Consider the following 12,441-nt stretch of genomic DNA (forward strand, 5'->3'; position numbering starts at 1 on the left):
ATGAAGAATACGAAGCTGATGCTTATGCTCGTCGTTTGGGTTGCGTATGGCATTGAGAACAGTCCCGATGCACGAGCGGACGGTGCGTGCACCCAGTACATCCAATCCGGTACATGGGTAGAGCGTTATGATCCCGGAACTCAAAAAAATGAGTGGAGTTTGGCTGTCATTCCAACGGAGTGCGGTAGAAATATAGACTCGGCTCAGACGAACGCTGAATATGCTGAACTTGTTCAGAAGTTTGGAAATGATTGGCAATGGAAAAACAATGATGGTGGAGGTATGCGCCGTCAGTTGGTGTGTCATCTGGTTGTTGCTCGAAGCAAGATTCCCTGGAATCTGGAGCCCTACAGGCCTGATGTGAGCCAGGAGGTTTCGATCAATAATGGTTGTAACAATGGCCTGCCCCCTGGGAGCGGTACCCTGCCTGCCTACACAGACCCGCCGTCGATTGTGGATCCGGCGGAGGGCGCCACTGTAACGAATCCCTTCAGGATCTCGGGAAAAAGTGCAGCGGGAGCGCTGGTGGATGTATGTCTGGAAGGCGCAGGGTACTGTTTCGGCCAGCCAATGGCCAACGGCAACGGGGAATGGCGCATAGAGGGGGTTCAGTTGGCTCCGGGGACTTATAAAGTGACGGCACGACAGACGCTGAGTGGGCACATTTCCAACTGGGCCTATAATCGGACCTTTACTGTTCCCTGAGAGTATCTGCGGCAGGTTCCGTCTCAAGTCGCTTTCAGAACACGTTCTGTCGTCCACGTGCAATCGCCACCCTTGGGGAGTGGCAAGCTGTAAGGATGCCCCGGACCAGGCGCGCCAAGACGCCTGGCCGGAGAGCAGGAATGGCGTCTGGATCAACCACGCTACCGTGACGTGGGCCGGGCGCCGCAGCCAAGACTCCGGACGGCTGTCGCTATGCGGCGGTGGCGTTCGAGATGCCGAGGTCACTTATGCTCGATGAGACGCTTCACCTGCCCTTGATTCACAGCGTTCTGGAACGCGAAAAGGCCACTCCGGGGGCCTTGCTGCCGATCCTGCATGCCATCCAGGAAGGTTGCGGGTATGTGCCCGACACCGCCGTCCCTGAAATCGCCCATGCCCTAAATCTCAGCGAGGCTGAAGTCCGCGGGGTGATCAGCTTCTACCACGACTTCCGTACCACGCCGCCGGCGCGGCATACCTTGCGTCTGTGTCGGGCCGAGTCCTGCCAGAGCAAGGGCGCCGAAGGGTTGGCGGCGCAGCTGCGCGAACACTTGTCCCTGGACGATCACGGCACCAGCGCCGATGGCAGCATCAGCCTGCGGCCGGTGTATTGCCTGGGGGCGTGCGTGTGTTCGCCGGCCCTTGAGCTGGACGGCGAGCTGCATGCGCGGCTGACCCCCGAGCGCCTGCGGCAACTGGTGAACGGTTGCCTGGAGGAGGGCTCATGCTGACACTCTGCATCCCTCGTGATTCGGTGGCCTGCGCAGTAGGCGCGGACAAGGTGGCGGCGGCACTGGCCAGTGAAGCTGAACGTCGACAATTGCCGCTGGAGCTGCGTCGCACCAGTTCCCGTGGTCTCTATTGGCTGGAGCCGCTGCTGGAGTTTGAAAGCGCCGGTGTGCGCCTGGGTTTCGGTCCCGTGACGCCGCAAGACGTACCGAGCCTGCTCGATGCCCTGGCCGGCGACCCAGGCAATCATCCTCTGGCCTTGGGTCCGGTGGAGGAGATCCCGTACCTCAAGAGCCAGCAGCGCCTGTTGTTTGCCCGTGCCGGTATCACCCAGCCGCTGTCCCTGGAAGAGTACCGGGCCAAGGGGGGCTTCCTGGGCCTGGCCCGGGCGATCCAGATGGATGGCCTGGACGTGGTCACCAGCGTTCTCGATTCCGGCCTGCGCGGTCGGGGCGGCGCGGCGTTTCCGGCGGGCATCAAGTGGCGCACCGTGCGCGACGCGGTGGGGGCGCAGAAGTATGTGGTGTGCAACGCCGATGAAGGCGACTCCGGCACGTTCGCCGACCGGATGTTGATGGAAGGCGATCCGTTCCTGCTGATCGAAGGCATGGTCATTGCCGGCATCGCCGTTGGCGCGACCATGGGCTACATCTACGTGCGCTCGGAATACCCGGCCGCCGTCAGCACCCTGAACGAAGCCCTGCGCATCGCTCGTGGCGCCGGTTACCTCGGCGAGGACGTGGGCGGTAGCGGTCGCCGCTTCGAGCTGGAAGTCCGGGTGGGGGCGGGCGCCTACATCTGCGGCGAGGAAACCTCTCTGCTGCAATCGCTCGAAGGCAAGCGCGGCGAGGTTCGCGCCAAACCGCCGCTGCCGGCACTGCAAGGCCTGTTTGGCATGCCGACTCTGGTGCACAACGTGGTGACCCTGGCGTCGGTCCCGGTGATTCTGGAGAAAGGCGCGCAGTTCTACCGCGATTTCGGCATGGGCCGTTCCATGGGCACGATGCCGTTCCAACTGGCCGGCAATGTCCGTCAGGCCGGCCTCGTGGAGCGCGCTTTTGGCCTGAGCCTGCGGGAATTGGTGGAAGGCTACGGCGGCGGCACTGCCAGCGGTCGGCCGTTGAAGGCCGCGCAGGTGGGCGGGCCGTTGGGCGCCTGGGTGCCGCCATCGCAGTTCGACACGCCGCTGGACTATGAGGCGTTCGCCGCCATGGGCGCGATGCTCGGCCACGGCGGTGTGGTGGTGGCCGACGACAGCCTGGACATGGCCCACATGGCCCGGTTCGCGTTGCAATTCTGCGCCGAGGAATCCTGCGGCAAATGCACGCCGTGCCGGATCGGCTCGACCCGTGGCGTGGAAGTGGTGGACCGCCTGATCGCCAGCACCGACGCCAATGCTCGCCAGGAACAGGCGCTGCTGCTGCAAGACTTGTGCGACACCCTGCAATACGGTTCGCTCTGTGCCCTCGGTGGGATGACCTCCTACCCCGTCGCCAGCGCCCTCAAGCACTTTCCCGCCGATTTCGGTCTGGCGACCATGGAGGCCGACCAATGATCACACTATTCGACCCCAAAACGGACATCGACCTTGGCACCCCCGCTCGCGAAAGCGAAGTGCAGGTCAACCTGACCATCGACGGCCGGGAGATCAGCGTCCCGTCCGGCACCTCGGTGATGCGCGCGGCGGCGTTGCTCGGCACCACCATTCCCAAGCTCTGCGCCACCGACAGCCTGGAAGCCTTCGGTTCCTGCCGCATGTGCCTGGTGGAAATCGACGGCATGCGCGGTTACCCGGCCTCCTGCACCACGCCGGTGACCGAGGGCATGGTGGTCCGCACCCAGACCTCCAAGCTCGCCACCCTGCGGCGCAATGTGATGGAGCTGTACATCTCCGACCACCCGCTGGACTGCCTGACGTGCCCGGCCAATGGCAATTGCGAATTGCAGACGGTGGCGGGGCAGGTGGGCCTGCGTGAGGTGCGCTACGGCTACGAGGGTGCCAACCACCTGGCCGAGAGCAAGGACGTTTCCAATCCTTATTTCGACTACGACCCGAGCAAGTGCATCGTTTGCAGCCGCTGCGTGCGCGCTTGTGAGGAAATCCAGGGCACCTTTGCCCTGACCATCACCGGGCGCGGCTTCGATTCCCGTGTGGAAGCGGCCGGCGGTGATAACTTCCTCGATTCCGAATGCGTGTCCTGTGGCGCCTGTGTGCAGGCCTGCCCGACGGCGACCCTGATCGACAAGAGCGTGGTAGAGATCGGCCAGCCGGAACGCAGCGTCATCACCACTTGCGCCTACTGCGGCGTGGGCTGTTCGTTCCGCGCCGAGATGAAGGGCGAGCAACTGGTGCGCATGGTGCCGGACAAGAACGGCCAGGCCAACCACGGCCACTCCTGCGTCAAGGGCCGTTTTGCCTGGGGCTATGCCACCCACCCGGATCGCATCACCAAGCCGATGATCCGCAAGCACATCAACGACCCGTGGCAGGAAGTCAGCTGGGAGGAGGCGGTCACTTATGCGGCCAGTGAATTGCGCCGTATCCAGCTCAAATACGGACGCGACTCCATCGGCGGCATCACCTCCAGCCGCTGCACCAACGAAGAGACCTACCTGGTGCAGAAACTGGTGCGCACTGCGTTTGGCAACAACAACGTCGACACCTGCGCCCGCGTCTGCCATTCGCCCACCGGTTATGGCCTCAAGCAAACCCTGGGCGAATCCGCCGGCACCCAGAACTTCGACTCGGTGATGAAGGCCGATGTAATCCTGGTGATGGGCGCCAATCCCACCGACGCTCACCCGGTATTCGGTTCCCAGCTCAAGCGTCGCCTGCGCCAGGGTGCGCAGTTGATTGTCATCGACCCACGGCGCATCGACCTGGTGGACTCGCCCCATGCCCGCGCCGAGTTGCATCTGCAACTGCGTCCGGGTACCAACGTGGCGATGCTCAACGCGCTGGCCCATGTGATCGTCACCGAAGGATTGGTCAACCAGCGTTTCGTCGATGAGCGCTGCGAGGCGGCGGACTTCACCCGTTGGCGCGACTTCGTCAGCCAGCCGGAGAACGCGCCAGAAGTCCTGGGCCCGGTTTGCGGCGTTCCGGCCGAGCAGATCCGCGCCGCCGCACGGCTCTACGCCACCGGCGGCAACGCGGCCATTTACTACGGCCTCGGCGTGACCGAGCACAGCCAGGGCAGTACCTCGGTGATGGGCATCGCCAACCTGGCCATGGCCACCGGCAACATCGGCCGCGAAGGTGTCGGCGTGAACCCGTTGCGGGGCCAGAACAACGTCCAGGGCTCCTGTGACATGGGCTCCTTCCCCCACGAACTGCCCGGTTACCGGCACATCTCCAACGAGGCCGTGCGCGCCCAGTTCGAGCAGGCCTGGAACGTGACCCTGCAACCCGATCCGGGGCTGCGGATCCCGAACATGTTCGAGGCCGCGCTGGATGGTTCTTTCAAGGCACTGTACTGCCAGGGCGAAGACATCGCCCAGAGCGACCCCAACACCCAGCACGTGACCGCTGCCCTGACGGCGATGGAATGCGTGATCGTGCAGGACATCTTCCTCAACGAAACGGCCAAGTTCGCCCACGTGTTCCTGCCGGGTAGCTCGTTCCTGGAGAAGGACGGTACGTTCACCAATGCCGAGCGCCGCATCTCCCGGGTACGCAAGGTGATGGAGCCCCTGGCCGGCAAGGCCGACTGGGAAGCCACCATCGCCCTGGCCGACGCCCTGGGCTACAAGATGAACTACAGTCATCCGTCGCAAATCATGGATGAAATTGCCCGCCTGACGCCGACCTTCACTCGGGTCAGCTACGCCGAGCTGGAGCGTCACGGCAGCCTGCAGTGGCCGTGCAACGACGCTGCACCGGACGGCACGCCGACCATGCACATCGAGGAATTCGTGCGCGGCAAGGGGCGCTTCATGCTCACCGGCTACGTGCCCACCGAGGAGAAGGTCAACAACCGTTATCCGCTATTGCTCACCACCGGGCGCATCCTGAGCCAGTACAACGTCGGCGCCCAGACCCGACGCACCGAAAACGTGGCCTGGCACGAGGAGGACCGCCTGGAAATCCATCCGACCGACGCCGAGAACCGCGGCATCGTCGATGGCGACTGGGTCGGCATCGGCAGCCGCGCCGGGCAGACGGTGCTGCGGGCCAAAGTCACCGAGCGAGTGGCGCCGGGGGTGGTCTACACCACGTTCCACTTCCCGGAATCGGGCGCCAACGTGATCACCACCGACAACTCCGACTGGGCCACCAACTGCCCGGAATACAAGGTGACAGCGGTGGAAATCGTGCGGGTCAGCCAGCCTTCGGAATGGCAGAAACGTTATCAGGCGTTCAGCGATGAACAGAGCCGCCTGCTACGCGAACGCCGTCATGCCGAGAAAGCCGAGGTGCGCCGATGAGCACCGAAAGCCTGATCAAAATGGCCAACCAGATCGGCCAGTACTTCGCTAGCGAACCGGACACCGAGCTGGCCGTGAAGGGGGTGCGCCAGCACATCCAGAATTTCTGGACCCCGGCTATGCGCAGGGAGCTGGCAGCCAGTCAGGAGGCGCATTCGGGGGTGGTCTTGCACCCATTGGTGCTGGCTGCGTTGACGGAGCCTGTCGAAACAACCCGGTGATAACAGGCAGCGTCCTGTAGAGCCTGTACACAGGCTCGCTCGCGAAGGCGGTGGTGTATCCAACATCAAGGCTATCCAGTCTACCGCCATCGCGAGCAGGCTCGCTCCCACAGTTCAGCAGTGACAGGAAATGGCGTTCACCCCCGGATCCCTGTGGGAGCGAGCCTGCTCGCGATAGCGGTGCGCCTGTTGGCGGCGATGTTGAGTGGACTATTGCTATCGCGGGCAAGCCTTGCCCACAGTTTTGAGTTCACCACAGTGACTAACGCCGGGGCCGGAAAAATGCCCTGATGTCTTCTGCCAATAACTCCGGTTGTTCCAGCGCGGCAAAGTGGCCACCGCGCGGCATGGGAGTCCAGCGCTCCACGTTGCAGCAGCGCTCGACCCAGCTTCTGGGCGGCATAGGCAGTTCCCGGGGGAACAAGGCCACGCCGAGCGCAGGCTTCACGCGTTCGCCATGGCTGAACGCAAGCGGCCGCCTGCTGCCTTCCACATACTGCCGGAACGACGAGCCGATGCAGTTCGTCAGCCAATACAGCGTCACGTTGGTCAGCAACCAGTCGCGGTCGATGGCCGGGCGGGTGTCGCACCAGGACAGGATCTTTTCACCCATCCAGGCCAGCAACCCGGCCGGTGAGTCATTCAGGCCCACGGCCAGGCTCTGGGGTTTGGTCCGCTGCAGGTGCGCATAGGCGCCTTCTGCGTCGCCAAATGCGGCGGCGCGTTGCAGGAAGGCCTTTTCTTCTTCAGTCTGCGGCGGCTCGGTTTCGCCAAGGGGAGGGCGATAGGAGCCGGGAATGTAGTTGAGATGAATGCCCGTCACCCGCTCGGGAAAGCGCACGCCCAGCCAGGTCGATACGCCGGCGCCAATGTCTCCTCCTTGTGCTGCGAAACGTTCATAACCCAGCCCGGCCATCAATTGCTGCCACAGCCCGGCAATTTCATGAGGGCCCATGCCCGTTTGCTTGAACGGCGCAGAAAAGGTATAGCCCGGCAGCGAGGGCACCACCACATCGAAGGCATCCGCCGGGTCGCCGCCATGGCTGGCCGGGTCTGTCAGCAAGGGGATGATGCGTTGCATCTCGATGAACGAGCCGGGCCAGCCGTGAGTCAGGATCAGGGGCATCGGGTTCGGCCCGACACCGCGTTGATGAACGAAGTGAATCCGCTGCTCGCCGATGCGGGCAACGAACTGTGGCAAGCGATTGAGCTCCGCTTCCCGCGCTCGCCAATCGAACGAGGTCGACCAGTAAGCCAACAACTCCCGAAGCACATCCATGTCCATGCCTTCGCTCCAGCCCTGGCCGGCCAGCGGCTCGGGCAGCCGGGTGTGTTGCAGGCGACGGCGCAAGTCATCGAGAGCGGATTCGGGCACATCGATGCAGAAAGGTTCGATGAACATTATTCAGGCCTCCAACAGCCGCTGGGCGATCCGGATCAAGCGCTCGCCGACCCGTTCGATACCCTTGTTCTGTGCCACGACCTGGGCGCCCTCCATCAACAGGGTCAGCTCCTCGGCAACTTGCTCGGGTTGGTTGAGTTTCAGTTGGGCGCAGAGGATCGCCAATCGACGGAACTGGCGCTGTTTGTGCGCCTGTATCAATGCTCGAGCAGGATGGTCGGCGTCGGGCAGTTCGGCCAGTGCGTTGGTGAAGGCGCAACCGCGATAACCGGCTTGCTCCAGGTCCTCGACGATAAAGGTCACGAACCCCAGCAACTGCTCACGGGGCGAACCGGGATGTCGTTCTGCCAGGCGATCGAGCACATCGCTGTAGCTTTCAGCCAAACGGGTCAGCCATTCCAGGACCAGCGAATCCTTGTTCTCGAAGTGGCGATACACGGTCATCTTGGTCGATGCCGCACGCGCCGCAATCGCGTCCACGCTGACACGAGTAATGCCCTGTTCCGTGAACAGGGCCTGCGCGGCGTCAACGATGCGCTCCCGAGGCGGGAGTTGGGGGATACGTTCCGTGCGCATGAATAATCTCCGCTTGACAGCGATACCGATAAGTATCGCATGATACCGATGGGTATCGTGTGATACCCGTTGGTATCGATCATACCGATCTGGAGAAGCCCATGCACCTTTACGAATATGCCACTCACGATGCAACGGGTCTGGCTCAACTGATCCGCGACGGACAGGTCAGCGCTGGCGAAGCCAGGGACGCCGCCATGCAAGTCATTGAAACCCTCAACCCACAGGTCAATGCAGTGGTAGAAACCTGGACGGATGAACCGCTGTCTGGCGCCGGGCCCTTTCAAGGTGTTCCGGTCTTGCTCAAGGACCTGGGTATCACCGCTGCCGGACGTCGTAACGAATTGGGCAGCGCATTGGCGATGGGCTGTACGGCGCAAAGCGATTCGCACCTGATGCAGCGCTTGCGCCTCGCCGGGATGTTGCCGTTGGGCCGAACCACCACGCCCGAGTTCGCCGCGAGCACCACCACGGAAAGCCGTTTGTGTGGACCGACGCGTAACCCTTGGGATACCGAGCGCAGTGCCGGCGGGTCCAGCGGTGGTTCGGCTGCGGCGGTCGCGGCAGGGATGGTGCCGGTCGCCCATGCCACCGATGGCGGTGGCTCCATTCGTGTGCCGGCTTCGATGTGCGGTCTGTTCGGTTTGAAACCCAGCCGCGGGCGGGTGCCGATGGGACCGGAGGTCGATGAAGTCTGGAGCGGCCTGGCCGTCCATGGCGTACTGACTCGCTCGGTGCGTGACAGCGCGGCGTTGCTGGATGCTGTCCATGGCACCGCAGTGGGAGATCCGTTCGGCATACCGTCTCCTGAAACCAACTTCCTGGCGCACGCGCAACGCCCACCTCGCTCGTTGCGAATCGGCTTGCAAGCCCACCCTCTGAACGGCCAGGCGGTGGACCCCGCCGTAGCGCAAGCGCTCATGCAGACCGTTCGCGACCTTGAACGGCTCGGGCATCGGGTCGAGGAAGTGCAGCTTGATATCGGGTTGAGTTGGGAGGCGTTCGTCGCGCTCAATGGCTGCTTCTGGTCATCCAACACCGCAGCCTGGATCGATGCCATCGCCGCCGCCACCGGGCGCTCCATCGATGCCCAGAACCTGGAGCCGGCTACGCTGGCGCTCTACCGGCAAGGGAAAGCCCTGCGCGCCACCGAGCTGCTGAGCGCGTTGTTCGAGCGCAACATCGTCGCCCGCAAACTGGGTGATTTCTTCGAGCGTTACGATGTGCTTTTATCCCCGACGTTACCAGGGCTGGCGCCACAGATCGGCACGTACAACGCCGGCCAGGAACAACTCGATGGAATGGGTTGGATGCACCGGGTGTTCAATCAGTCGCCGTTCACCGCGTTGGCAAACGTCATCGGCGCCCCAGCCATGTCGGTGCCGCTGGGTCACGACCCGCTGACTGGATTACCCGTGGGAATGCAGTTCATGGGCAAGTTTGGGACGGAGGGTCTGTTGTTCGAACTGGCCGGGCAGTTGGAGCACGAATTGCCATGGTCGAAGCGTCGTCCGGCTGTCTGGGCGGGTAACATCCGCTGATTCACGCGTCGAAACTGATCATGACCGCGCCACACACGCGGTACTGGATATGTCGGTCATAGTGGTCTTCGGGATTCTCGTAGGTTTCAAGCGTCTCCAGAAACCCGATCTGCTCAAGGCCGGCAAGGTCCTCCAGGGACCAGTCGAAGGGAAAGTCGCTGGAAATATTCTCGCCCTGGCATTCAACCCAGTGATAGACCCCGAAGGGCATGTAGCCAAGCCACTCCGACTGATAGTCGATCCGGTCGCAGTGGCTGGCGATCATCGCCGCTTCGATCCTGGTTTTGATGAGTGACTGGCGTTCGTTCATGGGGCGCTGGTTCCGAGAGACAGGGCTTGGGCCTGTGCCGGAAGTCTGCTTGAGAAAATGTCCCCGGACAACCCTGGGACTTGTGGGAGCTGAGCTTGCTCCGGGCGGCGATCATCAGGACAGATGTCGGCTGACCTATCGCCATCGCGAGCAGGCTCGCTCCCACAGAGGATGTGTGGTGGAGGCAGTATGGGTGTACGGCCCCGATCCTGTGGGAGCGAGCCTGTTCGCGAAAGCGGCGGCACAGCTTGCATCGATGTCGAACAGGCAGATGCCATCGCGGGCAAACCTTGCCCCACACCGATCAGCTAACCGTTCTTCGTACCCCGGCCAATCTGCCAGACATAGGGCGGTTCCGTTCCGTTGATTTCCCAGTCGCCAATGATGCGTTCCTTGTAGATCAACGGATTGTGCGAGGCCGCGGTGCGGGCGTTGCGCCAGTGGCGGTCGAGGGCTTTGCCGGTGCTGGTGGCCGAGGCGCCGAGGGCGTTGAACAGGTCGCTGGAGGCGCGAAGCACGAGGTCCGAGATGACCACCTGCGCCTGGGCCGACTCCAGTTCTGCGGCGATGTTGGCGGTGTGTTCAGCCTCGGCGTCCTGGCCGAAGCGGCTTTCATAGGCGCGCTGGGAGGCGCTGGCAGCACGCAGGGCGGTGGCTTCGGCGGCGTAGACCTGGGCAGAGGCCTTGCCGACCACCTGCTGCACCTGGACATCCTGGCTCACTTCGCCGGCATTGCCGGTGCTGAAGACTCGCGTCCGCGCCCGCACTTGCTCGGTGATGTCGCGCACAGCGGCACGGCCCGTGCCCGCCAGTACGGCCAGCAGGACTAGCTGGTAGAACGCGGTCTGGTATTTGAACCGGGTGGAAAAGTCGATGAGGTTTTCCGCCTCGACCACGGCGTTCTCGAACACCGACGTGCCGCTGCCGGTGGTGCGCTGGCCGAATCCATCCCAATCGTCGCTTTGCCGGACGCCCGGCTGATGCACGTTGACGGCGGCGATCACATCGGTGCCGTTGTCGTCACGCTGGGCATACAGGTCGATCCAGTCGGCGAAGATGCTGCCGGTGCTGTAGTACTTGGTGCCATTGACCACCCATTGCTCGCCTTGACGGGACACCCGTGTCCCGACTTCGCCGATCTTCACCGCGCCGATTTCAGTCCAGGCATTGCCCACCAGCTCACCGTCGACGAAACGCTTGAACCAGATGTCCTGCGGGTGGGTGGCGTGTGCATTGAGTCGATCCTCGACAAAGGCGAAGTGACCGCGCAGGGCCTGGGGCAGGTTGGAGTCGGCTTCGGCCAGTTCGATCAGCAGTTGCAGCAACTGCGGCAGCGAGGCGCCGGCGCCTCCGTATTCAACCGGCACCCGCACGGCGCCGAAGCCGGCCTCCTTCAGCCACTTCACTTGCTCGAAGGGCAGGCTGCGGCTCTGTTCACGCTCCAGCGCTCCGGCCTGGATGCGGGCAAAGACAGGTCGGAACCGTTCGGCCAGGGTTTCGTAGTCGGTGCCGGTGGAAAGGATTGGCGGCAGGTGTTGTTGCTGTGCGGTCATGGTTGCTGCTCCTGAGTGACGAGAGGCTGGGCAGGGATGTGTACCTGCCGGTCGAGGCTGTCTTTGCACGGAGCGTGCCCGTCACGAAACGCCCCGTGAAACCTGAGCGTGCGCCGGTTTTTACGAAGCGGGCGCTGTCGGCCTGCGGACAATGTGTTGCGTCACTGTGTGGCGCGCAACAGTCGCTGCCGTGAAGGTCTATCCGTGAGGTGTTGCCCAGGCAACAGTGGACCAACAGCCTGTTTCTCGCACGACAACATCGCTCGTCGATGAAAATCACTAACTCATTGAATATCAATGAAATATTCAGGTGGCACGGTTGCTGCTCTACCCCTGGTGCGGACGCCGACGTGGCGTCCACCGGATGGGGCGACAGATGAGCAAGCAATTCAAAGTGGTGGCGGTGTCAGGCAGCGTGCAGCAACCCTCGCGAACGCTGGTGCTGCTCAAGACATTGGTGGCGCGGCTCGGGCAGCAATTGCCGATCGACGTGCAGGTGATCGAGTTATCCCAGATCGGCCCTCAACTCGCCGGGGCCTTGCATCGCCATGCACTGCCTGCCGCCGTGGAACAGTCCCTGCGCGCCATTGAAACCGCCGACCTGCTGATTGCCGCCACCCCGGTATATCGGGCGTCCTACACCGGCCTGTTCAAGCACCTGTTCGATTTTGTGCATCACGACGCCCTCAAGGACGTGCCGGTGCTGCTGGCCGCCACAGGCGGCTCCGAGCGCCACGCCCTGGTCATCGATCACCAGCTGCGACCGCTGTTCGGATTCTTCCAGGCCTTGAGTCTGCCGGTGGGTGTCTATGCCAGCGAAAGTGACTTCACCGATTACCGGATCTCCAGCGCCCAGGTGCTGGAACGCATCGAGCGTGCCGTCGAGTCGGCGCTGCAAAGCCTTTTTTCGGAGCCTCGGCGCAACGCCAGCGCCGCCTGATCCACCTACTTTTCAACGAACCACGGGGTATATGCA

The 12,441-nt window shown here is 63.1% G+C and carries 11 protein-coding genes; 7 read left to right on the forward strand and 4 right to left on the reverse strand.

Going from position 1 to position 12,441, the window contains the following annotated elements:
* The 5 genes from EGM97_RS15685 to EGM97_RS15705 all read left to right on the forward strand — a co-directional run bounded on the left by EGM97_RS15685 (position 1) and on the right by EGM97_RS15705 (position 6,083).
* Positions 1-705 carry a DUF2599 domain-containing protein gene (locus EGM97_RS15685; protein ID WP_238962068.1) on the forward strand — a complete coding sequence of 235 codons (705 nt, stop codon included), beginning with the start codon at positions 1-3 and terminating at the stop codon, positions 703-705.
* A 248-nt stretch (positions 706-953) separates the two neighbouring features.
* Positions 954-1,436, forward strand: a complete 483-nt coding sequence (locus tag EGM97_RS15690; RefSeq protein ID WP_238962161.1) for a formate dehydrogenase subunit gamma — start codon at positions 954-956, stop codon at positions 1,434-1,436.
* Positions 1,430-2,989, forward strand: a complete 1,560-nt coding sequence (locus EGM97_RS15695; protein ID WP_238962067.1) for a formate dehydrogenase beta subunit — start codon at positions 1,430-1,432, stop codon at positions 2,987-2,989. The genes EGM97_RS15690 and EGM97_RS15695 overlap by 7 nt, the downstream gene beginning before the upstream one ends.
* A complete protein-coding gene (gene fdhF / locus EGM97_RS15700) occupies positions 2,986-5,862 on the forward strand; it encodes a formate dehydrogenase subunit alpha (RefSeq protein WP_238962066.1) in 2,877 nt (958 codons plus the stop codon). Before EGM97_RS15695 ends, fdhF begins: the two co-directional genes overlap by 4 nt.
* On the forward strand, positions 5,859-6,083 hold the full coding sequence (locus EGM97_RS15705; RefSeq protein ID WP_238962065.1) for a formate dehydrogenase subunit delta: 225 nt from the start codon (positions 5,859-5,861) through the stop codon (positions 6,081-6,083). Before fdhF ends, EGM97_RS15705 begins: the two co-directional genes overlap by 4 nt.
* Positions 6,084-6,345: 262 nt before the next feature.
* Here the strand turns inward: EGM97_RS15705 and EGM97_RS15710 are convergent, their stop codons facing one another.
* Together EGM97_RS15710 and EGM97_RS15715 are read right to left on the reverse strand one after the other, a co-directional pair.
* Entirely contained in the window at positions 6,346-7,485 is a 1,140-nt protein-coding gene (locus EGM97_RS15710) for an epoxide hydrolase family protein (RefSeq protein WP_238962064.1), read from the reverse strand.
* Positions 7,486-7,488: 3 nt separating this feature from the next.
* Entirely contained in the window at positions 7,489-8,061 is a 573-nt protein-coding gene (locus EGM97_RS15715) for a TetR/AcrR family transcriptional regulator (protein WP_238962063.1), read from the reverse strand.
* A gap of 101 nt (positions 8,062-8,162) precedes the next feature.
* Between EGM97_RS15715 and EGM97_RS15720 the strand changes: the two genes are divergently transcribed.
* A complete protein-coding gene (locus EGM97_RS15720; RefSeq protein WP_238962062.1) occupies positions 8,163-9,602 on the forward strand; it encodes an amidase in 1,440 nt (479 codons plus the stop codon).
* Between the two features lies 1 nt (position 9,603).
* Here EGM97_RS15720 and EGM97_RS15725 read toward each other — a convergent pair whose 3' ends face one another.
* Positions 9,604-9,912, reverse strand: coding sequence for a hypothetical protein (locus EGM97_RS15725; RefSeq protein ID WP_238962061.1), 309 nt, complete (start codon positions 9,910-9,912; stop codon positions 9,604-9,606).
* A gap of 308 nt (positions 9,913-10,220) precedes the next feature.
* Complete coding sequence (locus EGM97_RS15730) at positions 10,221-11,465, reverse strand: acyl-CoA dehydrogenase family protein (RefSeq protein WP_238962060.1); 1,245 nt, start codon at positions 11,463-11,465, stop codon at positions 10,221-10,223.
* A 376-nt stretch (positions 11,466-11,841) separates the two neighbouring features.
* Here EGM97_RS15730 and msuE point away from each other — a divergent pair, with 376 nt between their 5' ends.
* Positions 11,842-12,405 carry an FMN reductase gene (gene msuE, locus EGM97_RS15735; protein ID WP_238962059.1) on the forward strand — a complete coding sequence of 188 codons (564 nt, stop codon included), beginning with the start codon at positions 11,842-11,844 and terminating at the stop codon, positions 12,403-12,405.
* The last annotated feature ends 36 nt before the right edge of the window (positions 12,406-12,441 follow it).

The organism is Pseudomonas sp. AF32, from assembly GCF_022342325.2.
GTDB lineage: Bacteria > Pseudomonadota > Gammaproteobacteria > Pseudomonadales > Pseudomonadaceae > Aquipseudomonas > Aquipseudomonas uvaldensis.

Coding starts and splice junctions, on each gene's coding strand:
- EGM97_RS15685 (WP_238962068.1), top strand. CDS start 1: ATGAAGAATACGAAGCTGATGCTTATGCTCGTCGTTTGGGTTGCGTAT.
- EGM97_RS15690 (WP_238962161.1), top strand. CDS start 954: ATGCTCGATGAGACGCTTCACCTGCCCTTGATTCACAGCGTTCTGGAA.
- EGM97_RS15695 (WP_238962067.1), top strand. CDS start 1,430: ATGCTGACACTCTGCATCCCTCGTGATTCGGTGGCCTGCGCAGTAGGC.
- fdhF (WP_238962066.1), top strand. CDS start 2,986: ATGATCACACTATTCGACCCCAAAACGGACATCGACCTTGGCACCCCC.
- EGM97_RS15705 (WP_238962065.1), top strand. CDS start 5,859: ATGAGCACCGAAAGCCTGATCAAAATGGCCAACCAGATCGGCCAGTAC.
- EGM97_RS15710 (WP_238962064.1), bottom strand. CDS start 7,485: ATGTTCATCGAACCTTTCTGCATCGATGTGCCCGAATCCGCTCTCGAT.
- EGM97_RS15715 (WP_238962063.1), bottom strand. CDS start 8,061: ATGCGCACGGAACGTATCCCCCAACTCCCGCCTCGGGAGCGCATCGTT.
- EGM97_RS15720 (WP_238962062.1), top strand. CDS start 8,163: ATGCACCTTTACGAATATGCCACTCACGATGCAACGGGTCTGGCTCAA.
- EGM97_RS15725 (WP_238962061.1), bottom strand. CDS start 9,912: ATGAACGAACGCCAGTCACTCATCAAAACCAGGATCGAAGCGGCGATG.
- EGM97_RS15730 (WP_238962060.1), bottom strand. CDS start 11,465: ATGACCGCACAGCAACAACACCTGCCGCCAATCCTTTCCACCGGCACC.
- msuE (WP_238962059.1), top strand. CDS start 11,842: ATGAGCAAGCAATTCAAAGTGGTGGCGGTGTCAGGCAGCGTGCAGCAA.